Annotated in this window: 18 protein-coding genes; 9 read left to right on the top strand and 9 right to left on the bottom strand. The window is 50.6% G+C overall.

Features of this window, described 5'->3' with window-relative positions; genetic code table 11:
- Positions 1–10 precede the first annotated feature (10 nt).
- Both scpB and EL216_RS04310 read left to right on the top strand, forming a co-directional pair.
- A complete protein-coding gene (gene scpB, locus EL216_RS04315) occupies positions 11–631 on the top strand; it encodes an SMC-Scp complex subunit ScpB (RefSeq protein WP_085389429.1) in 621 nt (206 codons plus the stop codon).
- A 335-nt stretch (positions 632–966) separates the two neighbouring features.
- Positions 967–1,983, top strand: coding sequence for a pseudouridine synthase (locus tag EL216_RS04310; protein WP_085389430.1), 1,017 nt, complete (start codon positions 967–969; stop codon positions 1,981–1,983).
- A gap of 67 nt (positions 1,984–2,050) precedes the next feature.
- Here the strand turns inward: EL216_RS04310 and EL216_RS04305 are convergent, their stop codons facing one another.
- Positions 2,051–3,226 carry an NAD(P)H-dependent flavin oxidoreductase gene (locus tag EL216_RS04305; protein WP_085389431.1) on the bottom strand — a complete coding sequence of 392 codons (1,176 nt, stop codon included), beginning with the start codon at positions 3,224–3,226 and terminating at the stop codon, positions 2,051–2,053.
- A 332-nt stretch (positions 3,227–3,558) separates the two neighbouring features.
- Complete coding sequence (locus EL216_RS04300; RefSeq protein WP_408633982.1) at positions 3,559–4,452, bottom strand: serine hydrolase; 894 nt, start codon at positions 4,450–4,452, stop codon at positions 3,559–3,561.
- 339 nt (positions 4,453–4,791) lie between these two features.
- Here EL216_RS04300 and clpX point away from each other — a divergent pair, with 339 nt between their 5' ends.
- A complete protein-coding gene (gene clpX, locus EL216_RS04295; RefSeq protein ID WP_085389432.1) occupies positions 4,792–6,087 on the top strand; it encodes an ATP-dependent Clp protease ATP-binding subunit ClpX in 1,296 nt (431 codons plus the stop codon).
- 79 nt (positions 6,088–6,166) lie between these two features.
- Here the strand turns inward: clpX and EL216_RS04290 are convergent, their stop codons facing one another.
- From EL216_RS04290 to EL216_RS04280, 3 genes are all read right to left on the bottom strand, one after another.
- Positions 6,167–7,558, bottom strand: a complete 1,392-nt coding sequence (locus EL216_RS04290; RefSeq protein WP_085389591.1) for a TolC family protein — start codon at positions 7,556–7,558, stop codon at positions 6,167–6,169.
- Between the two features lie 138 nt (positions 7,559–7,696).
- Positions 7,697–9,634, bottom strand: a complete 1,938-nt coding sequence (locus EL216_RS04285) for a MacB family efflux pump subunit (RefSeq protein ID WP_085389433.1) — start codon at positions 9,632–9,634, stop codon at positions 7,697–7,699.
- 11 nt (positions 9,635–9,645) lie between these two features.
- Complete coding sequence (locus tag EL216_RS04280) at positions 9,646–10,812, bottom strand: efflux RND transporter periplasmic adaptor subunit (protein WP_085389434.1); 1,167 nt, start codon at positions 10,810–10,812, stop codon at positions 9,646–9,648.
- Positions 10,813–11,233: 421 nt separating this feature from the next.
- Here EL216_RS04280 and EL216_RS04275 point away from each other — a divergent pair, with 421 nt between their 5' ends.
- Complete coding sequence (locus tag EL216_RS04275; RefSeq protein ID WP_085389435.1) at positions 11,234–11,665, top strand: type IV pilin protein; 432 nt, start codon at positions 11,234–11,236, stop codon at positions 11,663–11,665.
- 100 nt (positions 11,666–11,765) lie between these two features.
- The gene (locus EL216_RS04270; RefSeq protein ID WP_085389436.1) at positions 11,766–12,227 is read left to right on the top strand and encodes a type IV pilin protein; all 462 of its coding nucleotides are present in this window, start codon (positions 11,766–11,768) and stop codon (positions 12,225–12,227) included.
- Between the two features lie 110 nt (positions 12,228–12,337).
- On the opposite strand, the gene mog is transcribed toward EL216_RS04270, so the two are convergent.
- The 3 genes from mog to EL216_RS04255 all read right to left on the bottom strand — a co-directional run bounded on the left by mog (position 12,338) and on the right by EL216_RS04255 (position 14,602).
- Positions 12,338–12,919 (bottom strand): molybdopterin adenylyltransferase, encoded by a 582-nt coding sequence (gene mog / locus EL216_RS04265; protein ID WP_085389437.1) that lies wholly within the window; start codon positions 12,917–12,919, stop codon positions 12,338–12,340.
- Between the two features lie 29 nt (positions 12,920–12,948).
- On the bottom strand, positions 12,949–13,668 hold the full coding sequence (locus EL216_RS04260; protein WP_085389438.1) for an S-methyl-5'-thioinosine phosphorylase: 720 nt from the start codon (positions 13,666–13,668) through the stop codon (positions 12,949–12,951).
- A gap of 145 nt (positions 13,669–13,813) precedes the next feature.
- Positions 13,814–14,602, bottom strand: coding sequence for an inositol monophosphatase family protein (locus EL216_RS04255; protein WP_085389439.1), 789 nt, complete (start codon positions 14,600–14,602; stop codon positions 13,814–13,816).
- Between the two features lie 148 nt (positions 14,603–14,750).
- Here EL216_RS04255 and EL216_RS04250 point away from each other — a divergent pair, with 148 nt between their 5' ends.
- From EL216_RS04250 to clpP, 4 genes are all read left to right on the top strand, one after another.
- Positions 14,751–15,560 carry an RNA methyltransferase gene (locus EL216_RS04250; protein ID WP_107878751.1) on the top strand — a complete coding sequence of 270 codons (810 nt, stop codon included), beginning with the start codon at positions 14,751–14,753 and terminating at the stop codon, positions 15,558–15,560.
- Between the two features lie 101 nt (positions 15,561–15,661).
- Positions 15,662–16,531 carry a DUF1853 family protein gene (locus tag EL216_RS04245; RefSeq protein ID WP_085389440.1) on the top strand — a complete coding sequence of 290 codons (870 nt, stop codon included), beginning with the start codon at positions 15,662–15,664 and terminating at the stop codon, positions 16,529–16,531.
- A 243-nt stretch (positions 16,532–16,774) separates the two neighbouring features.
- Positions 16,775–18,085 carry a trigger factor gene (gene tig, locus EL216_RS04240; protein ID WP_085389441.1) on the top strand — a complete coding sequence of 437 codons (1,311 nt, stop codon included), beginning with the start codon at positions 16,775–16,777 and terminating at the stop codon, positions 18,083–18,085.
- Between the two features lie 93 nt (positions 18,086–18,178).
- Complete coding sequence (clpP, locus tag EL216_RS04235) at positions 18,179–18,802, top strand: ATP-dependent Clp endopeptidase proteolytic subunit ClpP (RefSeq protein WP_085389442.1); 624 nt, start codon at positions 18,179–18,181, stop codon at positions 18,800–18,802.
- 122 nt (positions 18,803–18,924) lie between these two features.
- On the opposite strand, the gene tssH is transcribed toward clpP, so the two are convergent.
- Positions 18,925–21,597 (bottom strand): type VI secretion system ATPase TssH, encoded by a 2,673-nt coding sequence (gene tssH, locus EL216_RS04230; RefSeq protein ID WP_085389443.1) that lies wholly within the window; start codon positions 21,595–21,597, stop codon positions 18,925–18,927.
- Between the last annotated feature and the right edge of the window lie 70 nt (positions 21,598–21,667).

Genomic DNA, 21,667 nt, shown 5'->3' with positions numbered 1-21,667 from the left:
TGCTTTTCCCATGACCGAAAAACTCCCCCCCGATGCGCTGATTGAAGCCGCGCTTTTAACCCAAACCGAGCCTTTAAGCGAAAAAACCATGCGCGAGTTGTGCGTGCCGCCGCTGTCGCCCGACAAGCTGATCGATGTGCTGGCAAACTTGAAAACCCGCTGGCAAAACCGCGCTTTGCAGTTGGTGCATACGCATGAAGGCTGGCGTTTTCAGATTGCCCAAGCCGCATTCGAGCGGTTGGGCAGTTTGCAGGAACAGCGCGCGCCGCGCTATTCGCGTGCGGTGATGGAAACGCTGGCGATTATCGCCTACCAGCAGCCGGTTACGCGCGGCGACATCGAAGGCATACGCGGCGTGGCGGTGTCGCAAAACGTGATGCAGACGCTGCAAGACCGTGGCTGGATTGAGATTATCGGCCACCGCGATTCCATCGGCCGCCCCGCTTTATGGGCGACGACCAATGTGTTTTTAAGCGATTTGCAGTTGGAAAGTTTGGAAGAACTGCCGCCGCTTACCGAATTGGGCGAGCTGGTATTGCCCGACTTGATTGAACCCGCCGAAAGCGGCGACGAAGAAGAAACAGAAGCCGGGCAAACCGAGCCGCTTTCCGAACCGCCCGTACTGAATTAGCAGCTAGGTCGGATACTTGTATCCGACTTACGGTTAAATTAATTTCAGACGGCCTTACTTGAAAAAAACGATATGCCCGTCATACTCGGGCTTGACCCGAGTATCCCGCATCTCCGTAAGCAGTAGGTCGGATTCTCGAATCCGACAAAATCGCGGGCATTCCATTGTGTGTCGGATACAAGTATCCGACCTACGGTTGAATTAATTTCAGGCGGCCCCGACCCTACAAAAGGCCGTCTGAAAACCCATCTTATTTATTTTTTTAACAACCCATCCTGCCGCACAAGCCGCAGAAGAACCGTTTTCCTTTCAGGAAAATGCGTTAGGAGCTTTTAGTGAACACCAAAAAAATCTCAAGCAAACGTGAATTGCGCGACGGCGCACCGGCCAAGAAAAAGGCTGCCCGCAAAAACACAGGCAAGTTTTCAGACGGCCTTAAGAATAAAACAGGCGTAAAAGAAGCCGCAGGCAAACCCGCCGCGCCGAAAACGCAGGCTTCCCGCGCCAAAAAGCTGGTGGTGCGCAATCCCAATCAAAAAATCATGGAACGCGCCCGCGATTTGAAAGAAAAACGGGTCGACTTAGACAGCTTCGAGCCGGTGCGCCTGCAAAAAGCCCTTGCCGCGTCGGGCGTGGGTTCGCGCCGTGAAATGGAAGACTGGATTACGCAGGGCTTGGTTACTGTTAACGGCAAAACCGCCCGGCTTGGCGACAAAGTATCGCCCGACGACCAAGTTACCGTGAAAGGCAACGTAATCAAGCTCAAATGGCCCGACCGCCTGCCGCGCATCATCCTCTATTACAAGCAAGAAGGCGAAATCGTATCGCGCGACGACCCGCAAGGCCGCGTGAGCATTTTCGACCGCCTGCCGCAAGCCGCCAGCAGCCGTTGGGTGGCCATCGGCCGTTTGGACATTAACACCAGCGGCCTGTTGATCCTTACCACATCGGGCGAACTGGTCAACCGCTTCGCCCACCCCAGCTTTGAAGTCGAGCGCGAATACGCCGTGCGCGTGTTGGGCGGTCTGGACACTGAACAGATGAAAACGCTTACCGAAGAAGGCGTGATGCTGGAAGACGGTTTGGCCAAAGTGGAACGCATTTACGAGCAAGGCGGCGAAGGGGCAAACAAGTGGTATAACGTGATCATTAAAGAAGGCCGTAACCGTGAAGTGCGCCGCATTTTCGAGCATTTCGGCTTAACCGTGAGCCGTCTCGTGCGCGTAGGATTCGGCCCCATCGGCTTGCCCAACCGCTTGAAACGCGGCCAGTTTTACGAACTGAATCCGGCCGAAGTGGCGGGCGTGATGAAATGGGCCGACATGCCCCTGCCCGGCTCCCGCCGCAGATAAGAATATTGATAATAAGGAGGCCGTCTGAAAATTTTTCAGACGGCCTTCTTATTATCGGATTGGAATATTAACCGATTTTACGCTGCTCCATTGTATAGCCGTGAAGCAGATAATCGATGGTTTCACGAACACTTTTGATTGCATCTCCAAAGGGGAGAGGGTCTTTCCCACGGAAAAACAACCCCTTGTCTACTTCGCCACGCCATGCTGCCGCCAATTGTATATCGATACAGAACTGGCCGACTTTTTCTAAGCCGTCGCGTAAACCGCATACGGAAAGGCAGTTGATACCTTGTGTGCAACGTCGGGGATCTGCTTTGGCATTGCTTTGCAACTTCGCTTCGCGTTTAATGTAATTATCCAGAAATTTGGTACGGATACCACGGGCAGGTAAACCGGCAACCGACATGAATTCAACCACTTGTTCGGTAGGAGCTCTCGCCAGCGTTTTCTTAAAATTCAGGTGGGCATCACCTTCTTGGGTAACTGCAAAAGCTGTACCGATTTGTACGGCAGATGCCCCCCATTCTTTGAGGGCAGTAGTGATTTTTTCAAAATTAGCCATACCGCCAGCTAAAATTAAAGGGATTTTTTCGCTTTCCAGGCCGAGTTTTTTAAACACTTCAAACGTTTCCTCGATGACCCGCTTAAATTCGAATTTTGCATCGTTTACACCGTCTACCGTTGCTGCACCTAAATGTCCGGCGGCATGGGCGGGATGTTCTACAACGATGGCATCGGGCAATATGCCTTTTTTCATCCAGCGTTTCAGCACGATATTGATGCCGCGTGATTCGGAAAGAATCGGCAGCAGGGCAACGTCTTTATGATAGCCTTCGGTCATTTCCGGCAAATCAAGCGGCAGGCCGGCACCCATTACGATAGCGTCCGCACCCGATTCGCAGGCTTGGCGTACCAAGGCTTGGTGGTCTTTAACCGCTTTCATCACGTTAACGGCAATCATGCCCTTGCCTTGTGTGGAGGCTTTTGCTTTCTGAATTTCCCGATCAAGTGCGATGTGGTTGAGCTTGCAGTATTTTTCTTCGGTAGGGTTGATTTTCGACTCGGCGAGCAAGTCTTCATGCAGGTGGCGCAAATCTACGCTGGCAATTGTACCGACACCATTTTCACGAGCCACTGCGCTGGATAATTTGGATGCGGATACGCCTACGCCCATGCCGCCTTGCACAATCGGAATAAGTGATTTGCCACGGATAATCAAAGAGTCGAAATCGTGTTGCATGTATATGCTTCCTTTATAGAGTGGGCAGATTTCTCGAAATGGGGTAGGGGGGGAATTTTGTAGTGGATGGATAGTGTTTCCGCTTCGGAAGACAGAACCGCATTTCGTGAAACAGTTGATGTATTTTGTTGATGTGGGTTTTAAGGCTTAGGCATTATACTCTAGCATCTGCCAAAATTAGAGTAAAACTATAGTTTTTTTATTTCAGATGGTTGTAAAATTAAGTTATTGTCGATTAACTATTTGTTAGAAAAATATTTTTTAGATTTAAGCGAGTGAAAAAGGCCGTCTGAAAATGTTGTTCAGACAGCCTTTCGTGTGTAGATAAAAATTTAAGAACGGCGTTGCAGCATCCACGATTCGATTTGACGGGCATCATTCACACGGCTGAGGGAAGAGGGGGCATTCAGCAGCACAATGGTAATCGGTTGGTTTTGCACATTGGCTTTTACAACCATAGAACGGCCGGCTTCACGAATATAGCCTGTTTTTTGCAGTTCGATATTCCAGTTGCCTTCACGAACGAGGGCATTGGAATTTTTATAGCTCTGGCGGCGGCCGTTGTTGGTATAAACCGAGCCGTAGTTGGAAGTGCTGTTACGGCGGATAACGGCATATTTGCTGGCGGCTTGAACCATTTTGCTCAGGTCGTTGGCGGTAGATACGTTACGGAAATCCAAGCCGGTGGGTTCGTAGAAACGGGTGCTGGACATGCCGAGGCTTTGAGCCTTACGGTTCATAGCACTTACGAAAGCGGATATACCGCCGGGGTAGCTGCGTCCGAGCGCGTGGGTTGCACGGTTTTCACTACTCATCAGGCTCAAATGCAGCAGTTCGCCGCGGGTTAAAGTAGTACCGATGCTCAAGCGGCTGCCGGTACCTTTCAGACGGTCGATTTCATCCGGCGTGATGGTGATGGCTTCATTCATGTTTTGATTGGCATCCAGCACTACCATCGCAGTCATCAGCTTGGAAATGGAGGCAATCGGCATTACGCGGTTGGGGTTTTTCTGATAAAGCACTTCGCCGGTTTTATCATTAATAATCAATGCAGATTGGGAAGACAGCAGCGGGCCGGCAACAGCAGCCTGAGCTTCAATCTGTTCTTCGATATTCATTGCAGCAAATGCACCCAAGGGATCGCTTTGGGTGGAGAAGTTTTGCTCTAAGAATTGGCCTAAAATGTCTAAGTCATCGGCGGCTGCGGGAAGAGTAAAAGCAGCCATGCTGATGCTCAAGCAAATAGCGGCTGCTTTTTTGGTTATGCGGATAATCGGCATATTCATATTCCATTATTTTTCAAGATTAATATGCGGTAACTTTATGTATTATTGATTGAATTTGATCGGCTTGTAAAGCGAGGGCAGCAAATTTTTCACTTTTTACCGTCATATTTTACGTAAACGGTACACTTCCCGGATAAAAGGCCGTCTGAAAAACTGTAATTTGCATTATTTGTTGCCAATGTCGTTTGATAAACGGGCGGATACTTATTATACTTATTTGTTCAATATTTATTAAACGGGCAATGCCCGACGGCAATTTAATTTTAAAAGATACGGAATATGTCTGACGAAAAACGTTCCTGCTCGTTTTGCGGTAAGCCCGAGCATGAAGTAAAAAACTTGATTGAAGGCGAACATGCCTTTATCTGCAACGAATGTGTGGAAACCTGCGGCATTATGCTGCAAACCCAGGACGATCACACGGAAGCTTATGAAACCAATATGCAGGGTGTTCAGGACAAACTACCTACGCCTGCCGAGATTGTTGCCAATCTGAACGACCATGTTATCGGTCAGGAGCAGGCGAAGAAAGCTCTTGCGGTAGCGGTGTATAACCATTACAAGCGTTTGCGCCATCCGAAAAGCAGTGGCAACGTGGAATTGTCTAAAAGCAATATTCTGTTGATAGGGCCTACCGGTTCGGGTAAAACGCTGCTGGCGCAATCGTTGGCGCGTAAGTTGGATGTTCCTTTTGTAATGGCCGATGCTACTACGCTGACCGAAGCCGGTTATGTGGGTGAAGATGTCGAGCAAATTATTACCAAATTGTTGGGCAAATGCGATTTCGATGTGGAAAAAGCCCAGCGCGGCATTGTTTATATTGACGAAATCGACAAGATTTCCCGCAAGAGCGACAATCCTTCGATTACCCGTGATGTTTCCGGCGAAGGGGTACAGCAGGCTTTATTGAAGTTGATTGAGGGTACTGTGGCTTCCGTGCCTCCGCAAGGCGGGCGCAAGCATCCGAATCAGGAATTTATCAATGTCGACACTACCAATATTCTGTTTATTTGCGGTGGTGCGTTTGCCGGTTTGGAAAAAGTGATCCGTCAGCGTACGGAAAAAGGCGGCATCGGTTTCGGCGCGGTTGTGAGCAGTAAAGACGAGAATGCTGATATTACTACTTTATTTGAAACCGTCGAGCCGGAAGATTTGATTAAATTCGGTTTGATTCCCGAGCTAATCGGCCGCCTGCCGGTGATTGCTACTTTGGCGGAATTGGACGAAGACGCATTGATTAATATTTTGACCGAGCCGAAAAACGCGTTGGTTAAACAATATCAAGCTTTGTTCGGCATGGAAAATATTGAATTGGAAGTGTTGCCCTCGGCTTTACACAGTATTGCAAAACAGGCGATGGAGCGCAAAACAGGTGCGCGCGGTCTGCGTTCGATTGTAGAGCGTTGCCTGCTGGAAACCATGTATATGCTGCCTGATTTGAAAGGCGTGAAAAAAGTTGTGATTAATGAAAACGTGATTGAAAAAGGAGAGCAGCCGAAGTTGCTGTTGGCCGATGGCAGCGAATACAAGTTGGGTTGCGAAGATAAAATGAAAAGCCGTAAACCGGCTGCGTAATATCGTTTGATTGTTCAATAGGCAAAAAGGCCGTCTGAAACAGTGTTTTCAGACGGCCTTTTTTGTATCGGATTCTGTTTTACAGATTTTTGCCGCGGTAGCGTCCGGCCATGGCTTTGTAGACCATGTTTTCGTATTTTAAAGTTTCGTAGCGTGCGTTCAGCAGTGTTTGGGCGGAGGCATATTCAGTGTTGAGCGCATCCAGCCAGTCTTTCAGTTCGTTTTTGCCGTGTTGGTAGCGCACTTGGTAGTAGCGGCTGTTTTTTTGATCGAGTGCATATTTTTTGCGGGCATTGGCTAAAGTGGCTTCCGCATGGCTGAATTTTTGGTAGTTGCCGTGCACTTCGTTTAAAGCGGCGGTCAGCGTTTGTTCAAAATTCAGGCGGGCGTTTTCAAAATTTGCTTCGGCGGTTTTATCTTCCCATTTCAAAGTCTTCCAGTTGAGGAAGGGCAGGTTGAGTTTGACCGAGCCGCCTAAGAACGGCACGTCGAATGCGGTGCGTGCCTTATCCGAAGAAGTGCTTAATGTCGCACCTACGGTAATGCTCGGATACCAACTGCGTTTTTGTGCGGTTACGTTTTTCAGCGACGATTGCAACCGGTATTCTGCAGCACGTAAATCGGGGCGGTTGGCAAGAGTGGAAATGGGAACGTTTAAATCCACGCCTTTGGCGCTGCTCAAGCGATAGCTTGCGGGAGAGGCTGCCATGGCTTCGGCGGGTTTCAGGTTCAGCAGGTTACGCAAGGTCTCTTGTGTTAATTCACGGCTGTTTTTCAGAGAAATCAGGCTGTTTTGTGCGGACAGCAATGACTGCTGCGCCTGACGCGGTTGGGCGGCATCGGCTTTGCCGTACCGGTATTTGGCCGAGGTGATACGGTTGATTTCTTGGTATTGCTTGATGGTTTTTTCGGTTAAGGCGATGGCTTCGTTCAGGTAGGCGATATTGAAGTAGGCATCGGCAACGTTGTTGGCCAATGTCAGACGGGTGGCGGCCAAGTCTTGTTGCGTAGCCTGATATTCCCATACTTGCGCGTCGGCTTGAGCATTGAGTTTTTGCCATAAGTCGATTTCATAGCTTAAACCGAGCTGGCTGCTGAATGAAGGAGTGCTGTTGCCGCCTTTGAGGTTTTTGCTGGCGGATGCGCCCAAAGAGCCGCTGAAAGAGGGAACCAATTCTGCGCCGAGAATGTTGGCTTGGTATAAGGCTTTGTTCATATTGACGGCGGCCTTTTTCAAGTCGATATTGCGGGTAAGGGCTTGTTCTATCAGGGCATTGAGCCGGGTGTCGTTATAGGTTTCCCACCAGCTAAGGGTAATGTCGTAACGTTGGGCGGCTTCTTCCGCGGAAATGATGTGGCCGGTGGCTTCGAGCGTCAGGTTTTTGTTCGGGGTGTGGTTGACGACGCAGCCGCTGATGATGAAGACGATGCTTAAGTTTAAGGCCGTCTGAAAAGGTTGGTGCAGTTTCATAAGGTTCTCCGCTGTCGTTAAACCGCTTTGAAACAACGGTTGTGCAGGTTTGTCCGGTTGCATGGATATGCTGTTTCAAATGGGTTTGACTGCATGGTTTTCAGACGGCCTCTTGATGGCGGAGGCCGTCTGAAAAATTTAATCATGTGCCAGTGCGTCAATCGGGTTGAGTTGGGATGCCCGTTTGGCCGGCATAAAGCCGAATATTACGCCGATGATCGAGGAACAGGATACGGCGGCCACAATCGACATGGGCGAGAATTTCATGGCGAAATCGGTAACGAAATGGTTGAACACCAAGCTGATGGCTACTGAAAACAATACGCCAGTCAAACCGCCGATCAAACAAATTAAGACGGCCTCGATAAGGAATTGCTGCAAAATGTTTGACTGCCGTGCGCCGATGGCCATACGTATACCGATTTCTTTGGTACGTTCGGTAACCGATACCAGCATGATGTTCATTACGCCGATGCCGCCGACAATAAGTGAAATCAGGGCGATGCTGGAAATCAGCAGCGTCATGGTGCCGGTGGCGCTTTCGATGGTTTGCTTGATGCTGTCGCTGTTTTGCATAAAAAAGTCTTCACTGCCGTGGCGTGAAATGAGCAGTTCGGTTAGACCTTTTTCTGCGGCTTGCGAGTTGACATCATCTTTAATTTTAACGGTGATGGCACTGATATAACGCTGGCCGGTAATTTGGTTGAGCACTGTGGTGTACGGTGCCCATAATTGCAGGCTGTCGGTGCTCCCGAACGGGCTGTCGTCTTCTTCGGTGATGCCGATGACGCGCAGCGGGCGTTTTTTGAACAAAATCACTTTGCCCAGCGGGTCGGTGCCGTCTGAAAACAGCTTGTTTTTGGTATTTTGGTCGATAACCACGACTTGGCTGCCGTGTTTCACATCATCTTCGCTCAAGAGCCGACCTTGTGCCAGTTTGATGCCGCGCACGTCAAAATACTGTTCGCCCACGCCGTAAAGCTGGGCGGTAGCATCAATATTACGGTAAGTCAGTATGCCGGCGGTGGCGGTAGTCGGCGTGGTACTGGCAACATAGCTTTGTTTGGAAATGGCATTCGCATCGGCGATTGTGAGTGTGCGGATGCGTGAAGCCTGACGGTCGCCGAAACCTTTGCCGGGCCTGATGCTGATGGTATTGGTGCCGATTGCGCTGATATCCTGCAAAATTTTTTCTTGCGAACCTTTACCTAAGGCAACCACCGACACCACGGAAGCAATGCCGATGATGATGCCGAGCATGGTAAGCAGCGAGCGCATTTTGTGTGTCAGAACCGCCTGCACCGACATACGGAAAGATTCTAAAAATTGGTCTTTGAAAAACAGCCACGAGGTGTTTTCTTCGATGCTTTTCACGCTGCTGGGAGGAATATCGGTGTTTTTGCTGGTGTCGGAGATAATGCGGCCGTCGCGGATTTCGATGATGCGGTTGGCTCTGGCCGCGATTTTCGGGTCGTGCGTAACCAGAATTACGGTATGACCTCGGGCGTGCAGATCGTGGATGATTTCCATTACGTTTTCGCCCGATTGGGTGTCCAATGCGCCGGTGGGTTCGTCGGCGAGGATAACTTCGCCGCCGTTCATCAAGGCACGGGCGATACTTACGCGTTGTTGCTGGCCGCCTGAAAGCTGGCTGGGTTTGTTGCTTTCTTTGCCTTCCAAGCCTAAATCATGCAGGATTTTTTCGGCGCGTTTGCTACGTTCCGCCTGCTCTATACCGGCATAAACGGAAGGTAGGGCCACATTGTCGCGAGCGGTTAAGGCATTGAGCAGATTGTATTTTTGAAAAATGAAACCGAACCGTTTGCGGCGTAGGGCGGCCAATTCGTCGGCGGACATCTGTGAAGTTTCGATACCGTCGACAGTATAAGAGCCGGAGCTGGCGGTATCCAAACAGCCCAAAATATTCATCAGGGTCGATTTGCCTGAACCGGATTGGCCGATGATGGCGACAAAATCGCCTTTTTCTATGTTCAGGTTGACGTCTTTCAAAACATGAACGCGGTTGTTGCCGCTGCCGAAACAACGGTTGATGTTTTTACACTCGATTAAGCTCATAATCCGCTCCGTTACCTCGGTCCCATTCTGCGGCGGGCGGTATCGATGTCATCAGCGGTTGATTCGGAAATAATGACTTTTTCTCCTTCTTTCACACCTTCCGTAATCTGAATATTAGTGCCGTCGCTTAATCCGGTTTTGACCGCACGTTCTTGTACTTGGTCTTTATCGCCTAAAATGCGTACGGTTTTTTTTCCGTCTTTGGTTTTTACCGCCAGATTGGGTACGCTCAACACTTTCTCGGCTTGATTGATCACAATGGTGTTTTCAGTAGTCATACCGATATGCAAAGCACCGTCTTCATTTGGTACTAAAGCGCGGGCGTAGTAGTAGATGGCGGTATCGGTGGTGTCGGTGCTGGTGGTGTAAGAGCCGTTAGACATGGCGGTAAGGCCGGGGTCGACCGTGTCGATAACCGCTTCACGGCTATTGTCGGGCATAGACAAAGTGGTAAATATTAGCTTTTGCCCGGCTTTCACTTTATTGGCATCTCCTTCGGCAATCTGCATTTTATTCAGCATTTTGCTCAGATCGGCCACTTGGACGATAGTAGGTGTCGTTTGGTTGGCGTTAACGGTTTGCCCTTCTTCTACAGGAATGGAAACAACCGTGCCATCTATCGGTGAAGAAATGTGTGTATAGCCTAAGTCAGCCTCGGCCGTATTGATGGCGATTTGAGTTTGCCTGATTAAGGATTTCAGTTCGGCAACCGATGCTTTGGCTGCAGCCAGTATGTCTTCCGCATCTTCAAATTCGGCTTTGGAAGTGGCATTTTCCGCCCATAATGCTTTCTCGCGCTTGTATTTTTTTTCTGCCGTGCGTTGTTTGATTTCAGCGGAATGCAATTGGGCTTTATAAGTGTCGAGCTTGGCTTTGTTGGTATTTAACGTATTCAGTTGGGTGGTAGAGTCGATTTCGGCGATCAAATCGCCTTTTTTAACTTGTTGCCCCAATTTGACATGCAGTTTCTTGATTTGCCCCGAAGCTTGCGAACCGACAGCCACCAGCTGTGCTGCCGATATTGTACCGGTTGCGCTTACCGTTTGCCGTATATCCATGCGGCTGGCAGGCTGGGTAAGATAATTGATTTTGTCGTCAGATTTGAAATACGACCATGCAGCAAAGACCAGTATTGCTGCTGCGGCCAACAGAATAAACCATTTAATTGTTTTTGCCATAATGTTTGAATATCTTTGATAGATTACCGGTTTTGTATGCCCGGAAACCAAAGTGGTTCTATGAAAATAAAAACAGCGGCAGTGTACTTCAATCCTGTTTGGCAGCCAAGTTGATTGCTATTTAGAAATGAAAAAACAACTCTTTGTTCTTTAATTGTTTTGTGGGATAATTTAAATGTAAGTAAAGATTGGCGTTTACTCAAAAATCCTGATTGCTGAAATTTTTTAATGGTAAGTGCTGAAGAACAATATCAAATACCGATAATTCCGCTCAGTATATTTACATGACCAAATATCGCTTTTATTCATAGAAATATTGCTGAGTATATTATACTGATTTGTACTTAAATACTTTTTCTTTAAGAAATTTTTAATAATCAGCTTTCACATAACGGCTTAACTTCCCTCACAACAGGATAATATGAAATTCCAACAAAAAGGCTTTACCTTAACCGAACTGATGATTATCGTTTTGATGATAGGTATTTTGGCAACCATCGCTTATCCGTCTTACGATACATATATCCGCCGCACCAGATTGGAGAGTGTACGTTCCGATTTGTTGGCGAATGCACAACTGCTCGAGCGTTATTATGTGCAAAACCACAAATTTCCGGGTAGTGCGGCAGAAGATCAAGTGGAGCGTGATAAAGTAGGGAGTGCATTAAAGCAGAATGCCTATTTTGACATCTCGTACCAACCGGCCGAAGACAGCAACAGCAATTTCAGCTTGGTTGCCCAGGCCAATCCAACCAGCAATAAGGGTGAAACGCGCGTTATGAAAATAGATGGTAACGGCATTGTTACCGTTTGTTCTTCTGCTGAAAATGAAGCGGATTGTTACATATATTAACGCAAAGCTTGATTAAATTCGGTCGTTTTCTTTACATAGGCTATAAATTTTTGCATACTGCCAGCATAATTTTTTATAAAATAATGACAGGGAAGACAGTATGCAAAATACACAGCAAGGCTTCACGCTCGGCCAATTACTCATCACCATGGCGATTGCCGCCATTTTGGCGGCAATCGCCATTCCGTCTTACCTGCATCATATTCAAAACGGCAATTTACAACGCGCCCACGCGGCTTTGTTGGAAAACGCTCATTTTATGGAACGTTTTTACCAACAAAATCGCACATTCAAACAAACCTCCACAACTTGGCCGGAGCTGCCGGTTTCCGAAACTAATGCGTTTTGTATCCGTGTTCAGGGAAAAGCACAAGGGGCGCATGATAATCAGTTTACTTTAAAAGCGGTTGCACTCGATAAGAATGATGAACCGCGTATCTTAAAAATAAATGAATCTTTGATAACAATGGTTTGCGAAGACAGCATCAGTTCCTGCAAAGATGGCGAAAATGTTTTTTCAGGAAACGATTCGACGGATAAATCGTGTTCCGTATTCAAATGACGCAGGTGGTAAGGTCTGGGATTGATGACAAGAGGCCGTCTGAAAACAGTTTTTCAGACGGCCTGAGCTTTACCTAAACAATCGAAAAACGTTTAGGCGTGGAAAACAGATTATTTCTGTTTCGGGCGGAATGCTTTGCACACGTTTTCATCGGTTTCGATAAACGTTCCGCCGATTAAATCGACGCAATACGGAATGGCGCTGAACAGGCCGTGTACCTTGACTTCGCCGTTTTCGCCGCGTACGCCGCCCAAAGTTTCGGCAATCGCTTTGGGGCGGCCGGGCAGGTTGATAATCAAACATTTGCCGCGAATGCCTGCCGTTTGGCGCGACAAAATCGCTGTCGGCACATAATAGAGGCTGATTTGGCGCATTTGTTCGCCGAAACCGGGCATTTCCTTATCGACAACCGCCAATGTTGCTTCGGGAGTAACGTCGCGCGGGGCAGGGCCGGTGCCGCCGGTGGTAAAGATGAGGTCGCAGCCGTCGGTATCGGTCATACGGCGTAAGGCGGCTTCGATGGCGGATTGTTCGTCGGGAACGAGTGCCTCGGTGAAATGAACGGGATTGTTTACGGCGGCCTGCAACCATTCTTTCAAGGCGGGAATGCCTTCGTCTCGATACACGCCGCTGCTGGCTCTATCGCTGGCGGAAAGCAGGCCGATGGTAACGGTAGCTAAGGTTTTGCTCATGCGGTTTCTTTCTTTGGTTTTCAGACGGCCTATAAATCCACCAGCAGGCGGCGGATTTTTTCGATGGCATTGCGTGCGTCTGCGCCGCAAGCGTCGGATCTGTCGGAGCCGTTTTTCATGCAGGCGATACCGGTTATACCGCACAAGTGTACATACGGCAGCTCCAATTCGCGTGCCAGTGCGGCTTCAGGCATGCCGGTCATGCCGATAATATCGACACCGTCATTTTGGTAGCGGCGCACCTCTGCCCGTGTAGGCAGGCGCGGGCCTTGGATGCAGCCGTACACGGCTTTGTCGTATACGGGAGTACCGTGCGAGGCGGCATGCTCCAGCAGGGCTTGGCGCAGCTTGGCATCGTAGGGTTCTGAAAAATCGATATGTACCACTTCCTGAGATTGGCCTTCGAAAAATGTGTTATGGCGGTGGTGGGTATAGTCGACCAAGTCATCCGGCACCACCAGCGAACCCGGCTCGTAGGCTTCGGTTAAGGTGGCCACCGACGCTACGGATACGATGCGCTCTGCACCGATGGAGTGTAAAGCCCAAATATTCGCACGATAGTCGATTTCGTGCGGGGCGAGCGAATGGTTGAGGCCGTGGCGGGCAAGAAAAACGATGTCGCGACTGCCGAGTTTGCCGAACAGCAACGGGCTGCTGGTCAAACCGTAGGGCGTGCGGACGATACGGCGGTCGGTAATGTTGAGTTCGGGCAGGCGGGTCAGGCCGCTGCCTCCGATAACGGCTATCATGGGCGGTTCTCGCATCAGTTCGGGAAAGGTATTGTAAAGGATTCGCCGACGGGTGTGTATCGGCGGCAGGGCGGTAAAACAAAATAGAGGCCGTCTGAAAACATCTTTCAGACGGCCTCTTGTCGATAAATGTCAGCTTGCTGCCTTACTTCACATGCGGCGCAATGATTTGCAGCATTTGGCCCAATACTTTCGGGTTGCCGGCCACGATGTCGCCGCTTTCCAGCCAGCTTTCGTTGCCTTGCATGTCGGTTACGATGCCGCCTGCTTCCTGTACCAACAACGCACCGGCGGCGATGTCCCACGGTTTGAGGTTGAATTCGAAAAAGCCGTCCAAACGCCCGCAGGCGACGGCACACAGGTCGAGCGCGGCGGCACCTTCGCGGCGGCCGCCGGCGGTTTTGGCCAAAAAGTCTTTCAGGATGGCGAGGTAGGTGTCCATCATGCTTTGGTCGACAACCGGAAAGCCGGTGCCGATTAAGCAGCGGTTGAGTTCGATGCGGGAAGAAACGCGGATGCGGCGGTCGTTCAGCAATGCGCCTTTGCCGCGCGAAGCCATGTATAAATCGTTGCGTTCGGGCGCGTACACCAATGCTTCCTGCAACACGCCTTTGTGCAGCAGCGCCATAGAGATGGCATATTGGGGATGGCCGTGCAGATAGTTGGTGGTGCCGTCGAGCGGGTCGATAATCCACTCGTATTCGGCGGTGGATTTGCCTTGCGAGCCGCCTTCTTCGGCGGTGATTTTGTGATGGGGATAGGCTTCTTTGAGCGCGTCGACCAAAATGGCTTCGGCGGTGCGGTCAACATCGGAAACAAAATCGTTAAACGCTTTGCTGTCGGTTTTAACGGCATCGAGATTGCGCGACGCGCGGATCATCATATCGCCTGCTTTGCGCGCGGCTTTGAGGGCGGTGTTTAAAATCGGGTTCATGGCATTCTTTCTAATCGGGTACAATAAGGCAAAACGTAAAACGCTGCGTTTACGCTGTTTCCAATGTTGTTAAAGAGCATTCAGACGGCCTTGAGGCCGTCTGAAAAATATTCAGGCGCACATTATACCCCTGTTCCGAAAATAAAACATGATGAATCCCAAGCCCGCCGTTCCCGCTTATCTCGACAATATCCATATCGTGCTCGCCCGCACCAGCCACCCCGCCAATATCGGTTCCGCCGCCCGTGCCATGAAAACCATGGGGCTGCACCGTTTGACTTTGGTTGCGCCGCAGCTGATTGCCACGCCGATGACCGAAAACCCGCCGCTGTTCGATGCCGCCAAGCCGCAGGATTTCAAACTGCCCGAAGAGAGCTTCGTGCTGGCATCCGGCGCGGCGGACGTGTTGGAAAACGCCCGTATCGTGGCTACGCTCGACGAAGCGTTGGCGCACACCACCCTGAGCTGCGCCTTAACCAGCCGCAAACGCGAGTTGACCGCGCCGCTGCAAACCCCGCGCCAACTCGTGCCCGAATTGCTGCAAGCCGCTTCAGACGGCCGACAGGTTGCGCTGGTGTTCGGCAACGAAACTTTCGGCTTGAGTATCGAAGAAGTGCAAAACTGCAACCGCCTGATGACCATCAACGGCAACCCCGACTATTTCTCGCTCAACCTCGCGCAAGCCGTGCAGGTGGTGTGTTACGAACTGTTCAGCCAAACCGACATGCCGATGAAGCATTTAGAGCAGGAAACCCGGCCGGCCACCCACGAACAGATTGCCGGTATGGTCGGCCATATGGAAAGCGTGATGAACGACATCGGCTTTTTCAACCGCCGCAACAGCGAACGCCTGATGCGCCGCATGCAGAATCTGTTTATGCGGGCGGATACGCAAACCGAAGACATTGATATCCTGCGCGGCTTTTTGAATACCGTGAAACGCAATTTGAAAGATTAATCGTTGAGGCCGTCTGAAAAAAAGTTCCGGCAAAGCGGAAAGTTTTCAGACGGCCTCAGACATAACCGTAAAACAAAACAACTCTCCAAACATTTCCATTTATGAACTACGCACTCGATGCCTTATGGTGGCGTTTAACCGACCCCAACGTCCGCGATTTAGCCTCCGTTCTCACCGCGCCGGCCTTGTGGCACAGCGGCTGCGAACTGCCCGTGCGCGAATTGTTGGGGGAAACGGGCTTCCGTTACCTGCTCGATTTGGACGACCGCTCCGAAGCATTGCAGCAATATCTGGCCGACAAACAACCGTTCGGCCACCGTTTGGGATTGTATGCCGAACATCTGCTCGCATTTTGGCTGTCAACCGCCCCGCATGCTTCACTGCTTGGGCAGAATGTGGCAGTTAGTCGTGCCGATGGGCAGACCGCGGGGGCGGCAGATTTTATCGCCGTCTTGAACGGCCGTACTTACCACATCGAATTAACCTGCAAATATTACGGTTGCGCATCAGGGAGGCCGTCTGAAATGGTGGGGCTGAACCGTCAAGACCGCTTGCAGAACAAAGCGGCCAAGCTCCCGCAACAGCTTGCCCTGCTGCAAAGTGAAGCGGGGCGGGAAGCGTCGGAAGCGTTGGGGTTGGAGCCGCAACGGATTAAAGCGGTTTCAATTGTGCGCGGTGTCGGCTTTTCCGCGCAGCCGCAGCCGCTGCACGAAGCCCCGCTGAATCCTTACGGTTGGCACGGTTCGTATATCGCTGATTGGGCCGAATACAATTTTTCAGACGGCCTCAACCGCCGCTATTGCCTATTGCCCCGCATGAACCTGCTTGCACCGGCCAGAATGGATTCGGCCGAAACGCAAAATGCGGAAAATATTCGGAAAACCGACAGCGGCGTCGTTGCGGTTTTGGAACAGCGTCCCGACGGTTGGTGGCATGAAGTAAAGCGGGTCATGAAAGCGGAGGCCGTCTGAAAAACAAACGCCAAGCCGTTTTCAGACGGCCTGAACGATGTGCAAACGGCATTTTTATTGCGTAAAAAACGCGCCGCAGTCTATTCCGCCGCGTTAATGCAAAATCTCAGGGCAATATATTTTGTGGCGGCATTGTGATATACTCGCCGTCTGAATTTTTACCCCCTGATTGCAGGGGCAGCATAACAAAACGGGCATGATGCCCGTTTCATTGATTAACACGAGAAAATTTAAGGGCTTACGATGAGCGTAACTGTAGAAAATTTAGAAAATCTGGAACGCAAAGTAGTGTTGTCTCTGCCGTGGAACGAAATTAACGCAGAAACCGACAAACGCTTGCAGCAAACCCAACGCCGCGTGAAAATCGACGGTTTCCGTCCGGGTAAGGCACCGCTGAAAATGGTTGCTTCTATGTACGGCTCAAGCGTGCAAAACGATGTGATGAACGAGCTGGTTCAAAAAGCGTTCTACGATGTTGCCGTGGCCCAAAACCTGAAAGTAGCCGGTATGCCCCGCTTTGAAGGCGTGGAAGAGCAAGAAGACAAAGATTCTTTCAAAGTGGCCGCCCTGTTCGAAGTGTTCCCTGAAGTAAAAGTAGGTGATTTGTCTGCACAGGAAATCGAAAAAGTAACCGCCGAAGTGGGCGATGCCGAAGTGGACAAAACCATTGAAATCCTGCGCAAACAACGCACCCGTTTCAACCACGTTGAACGCGAAGCCCAAAACGGCGACCGTGTGATTATTGATTTTGAAGGCAAAATCGACGGTGTTGCTTTCGACGGCGGCAGTGCTAAAAACTATCCGTTCGTATTGGGCAACGGTCAAATGCTGCCCGAATTCGAAGCCGGCGTGCTGGGCTTGAAAGAAGGCGAAAGCAAAGAAGTCGAAGTCAATTTCCCTGAAGACTACCACGGTAAAGACGTAGCCGGCAAAACCGCCGTATTCACTATCAGCGTAAGAAACGTTTCCGAAGCGATTCTGCCGGAAGTGGACGGACAATTTGCCAAAGCGTTAGGCATTGAAGACGGCGACGTAGCCAAAATGCGCGAAGAAGTGAAGAAAAACGTAGCCCGCGAAGTGGTGCGCCGCACTAAAGACCAAACTAAAGAAGCAGTGATGGAAGCCTTGCTGAAAGTAACCGACATCCAATTGCCGAAAGTATTGGTTGCCGAAGAAGCAGCCCGTTTGGCTGCCGAGATGAAGCAAAACTTTGTGAACCAAGGCATGGCAGATGCGGCAAACTTGGATCTGCCTGCCGATATGTTCAACGAGCAAGCGGAACGCCGTGTGGCTTTGGGCTTGATTCTGGCCCAACTGGTTGACGAAAACAAATTGGAACCAACCGAAGAGCAAATCAAAGCCATCGTTAATGACTTTGCCGAAAGCTACGAAGATCCGCAAGAAGTAGTTGACTGGTATTTTGCCGACCGTCAACGTTTGCAAGGCCCGACTTCTCTGGCTGTTGAAGCCAATGTGGTTGAGTTCGTATTGGGCAAAGCCAAAGTGAACGAAAAAGTATTGTCGTTTGACGAAGTAATGGGCGCACAAGCCTAAGGCCGCCTGAAAAATTCGGCTAATTGAATAAGCACCGAAGCTGCCTTCCGCGCTTTGGTGCTTTTTACTGACTATCCTGAAAAGGAGAACAATATGATTCCTGACATCAGCAACGGCTATTTGGTGCCGACCGTTATCGAGCAAAGCGGGCGCGGCGAGCGGGCGTTTGATATTTACTCCCGCCTACTGAAAGAACGCATTATTTTTCTGGTGGGGCCGGTAAACGACGACAGCGCCAATCTGGTGGTGGCGCAGTTATTGTTTTTGGAAAGCGAAAATCCCGACAAAGATATTTTCCTGTATATCAATTCGCCCGGCGGCTCCGTGTCGGCAGGTTTATCGATTTACGACACCATGAATTTCATTAAACCGGACGTATCGACTTTATGTCTCGGCCAAGCGGCCAGTATGGGTGCGTTCCTGCTTTCCGCCGGTGCCAAAGGCAAGCGTTTCGCTTTGCCAAACAGCCGCGTGATGATTCACCAGCCCTTAATCAGCGGCGGCTTGGGCGGGCAGGCTTCCGACATTGAAATCCATGCCCGCGAGTTGTTGAAACTGAAAGACAAACTAAATCGCTTGCTGGCGGCCCACAGCGGTCAGGATTTGGCCAAAGTGGAGCGCGATACCGATCGCGACAACTATATGTCGGCAGAAGAAGCACAGGCTTACGGTTTGGTTGACCAAGTGTTGGCGAACAGAGAAAGCATTAAAATCTGATAAGGTTGCAAAGATAAGCCTGTTTGCTATAAAAGGCCGTTTGAAAAGCATTTGTTAATTCCGGAATGCTTTTCAGACGGCCTTATTTTTGAGTTTGCAGCACTTTTGCCGTTACCGTCGGCTTACTTGCGTGCCGCTTGCTTTTTAGGCTTTGCTGCCGCTTGCTTTTTCATGCGGTAGTCGTAGGTAAAATCATGATCCGCCACGCCGATGCTTACCGCCGAAACCTGTTTGCCTTGCGTTGCACAAGTGAGCAGTTCGCGGCTGATTTGCGGCAGAACGGTATTGGTGAGAATCGCATCGATCATGCGGCCGCCCGATTCGACTTCGGTGCAGCGCGAGGTAATCAGCTTCGGCACTTCGGGCGAGTAAGTGAGGTCGATGTTGTGGTTGTCTTTGATCCGTTTCACGATACGGCCCAATTGCAATTCAACGATTTTCGCGAGCATATCGTCGGATAGCGGATAGTAGGGGATAACCTGCATGCGGCCCAGCAGGGCGGTGGGGAAAACTTTCAGCATGGGCGTGCGCAAGGCTTTGGCCAAGCCTTCCGGAGTCGGCAGCATGTCGGGGTCGTCGCACATGTCCATAATCAAATCCGTACCGACGTTGGTGGTGAGGATGATGATGGTGTTTTTGAAGTCGATGTAGCGGCCTTCGCCGTCTTCCATCCAGCCCTTGTCGAATACTTGGAAAAAGATTTCATGCACGTCGGGGTGCGCTTTTTCCACTTCGTCGAGCAGGATAACGCTATACGGTTTGCGGCGCACGGCTTCGGTCAGCACGCCGCCTTCACCGTAACCGACATATCCCGGCGGTGCGCCTTTCAGGGTGGATACGGTGTGCGCTTCCTGATATTCGCTCATGTTGATGGTAATCACGTTTTGCTCGCCGCCGTACAAAGTGTCGGCCAGAGCCAGCGCGGTTTCGGTTTTACCCACACCGGAAGGGCCGGCCAGCATGAAAACGCCGATGGGTTTGTTGGGGTTGTCGAGATTGGCGCGCGAGGTTTGAATGCGGCGGGCAATCGCATCCAAGCCGTGGCGTTGGCCGATGATGCGTTTGTTTAAAGTGTCGGCCAGTTGCAATACGGCCTCGACTTCGTCTTTCATCATTTTGCCGACGGGAATGCCCGTCCAGCCGGCCACCACGTCGGCAATCGTGCGGCTGTCGACCAACGGCATCACCAGCGGTTGGATGCCTTGCAGTTCTTTCAGTTTGTCGACCAGTTCTTTTTGGTGTGCGTACAACTGCTTGCTTTCATCATCGGCAGTTTCTTGCCCTGCCTGCATGATTTGTTCGCGTACGGCCAACAGCTCGGTAACCAAGCCGGTTTCTGTTTGCCATCGTTCTTCCAATTCTTTCAGACGGCCTTCAACTTCGGCCAGTTCTTTGCCGATATTCGCCATCCGTTCTTCGGAATCGAAACTGAGCTTTTTCTCACGTTCCAGATGGGCTTGTTCGAGCTTTAATGCTTCGGATTTTTTTTGTAGGTATTCGATGCTGCCCGGTACGGCGTGCTGGCTGACGGCAACGCGCGCGCAGGCGGTATCAATCAGGCCGACGGCTTTATCAGGCAGTTGGCGTGCGGGAATATAGCGGTGGGAAAGTTTCACGGCCGCCTGAATGGCTTCGTCGAGAATGATCACATTGTGGTGTTTTTCCAGCGAGGCGTTCAACGCTCTGAGCATGTTGACGGCTTTTTCTTCGTCGGGTTCGTCTACCTGCACGACTTGGAAACGGCGGGTAAGGGCGGGGTCTTTTTCAAAATATTTTTTGTATTCCGCCCATGTTGTTGCGCCGATGGTGCGCAGTTTGCCGCGGGCCAACGCGGGTTTGAGCAGGTTGGCGGCATCGCCCGTGCCGGCTGCACCGCCCGCGCCGATTAAGGTATGGATTTCGTCAATAAACAGCACAATCGGTGTGGGGCTGGATTCGACTTCGTCCATCACCGCTCTGAGCCGCGATTCAAATTCGCCGCTGATGCTGGCACCGGCTTTAAGCAGGCCGATGTCCAGCAGGATTAACTGCACGTTTTGCAATCCGGGCGGCACGTCGCCTGCGGCCAAGCGCAAGGCCAACGCCTCGACCACGGCGGTTTTGCCGACACCGGCTTCGCCCGTGAGAATCGGGTTGTTTTGACGGCGGCGCATCAGGATGTCGATGATTTGTCTGATTTCGGCATCACGGCCTGTGAGCGGGTCTATTTCGCCGTTTTGGGCTTTTTCGGTAAGGTTGCTGCCGTATTTGGCCAACGCGCTTTCTTTATGGGTGGCGGTAGGTTCCGAAGACAAGGCGTTTTTAGCGGCATCGAGATTTTCTTCCGAACCGGCGGTAATGGCGATGATGTCGTCCGCCAGCGTTTCGGGTTTGATTTTGAGGAATTCCGATGAAATGTTGGCCAAGATGCCCTGCAAGGTTTTATTTTGCAGCATGGTGTAGAAAATATGTGCCGTGCGGATTTTGTCGGTGCCGAATTTCAGCGAGCTGTATGTCCAAGTTTGTTCGACAAGGGTTTGGATATGCTCGGAAAAATCGATAACGGCGGTGGCGCCGGCAGGCAGTTTTTCCACGGCGGCCAATACGTCTTTGCGTACTTTCGCTTCGTCTAAATTGAAACGGTTTATCAGGCAGAAAATGTCGGTTTTTTCGGTTTGCAGCAGGGAATGGAGCCAATGTACCAGCTCGACGTAGCTGTTTTCCCGAAGGCGGCAGAACGTGTAGGCATTTTCCAGAGTTTTGTATAAGGTAGTATTCAACTTACCGAATAATACGCTGCGGCTGATGTCTGACATAAGATTTCCTTAAATAATCCAACATGTCCAAAACGGTTTATATAAGAGGCTTTTATCAGGATGAAGCCGT

It is taken from the genome of Neisseria animaloris (assembly GCF_900637855.1).
Taxonomy (GTDB): domain Bacteria; phylum Pseudomonadota; class Gammaproteobacteria; order Burkholderiales; family Neisseriaceae; genus Neisseria; species Neisseria animaloris.
This window is presented reverse-complemented; position numbering and strand designations above follow the sequence as displayed.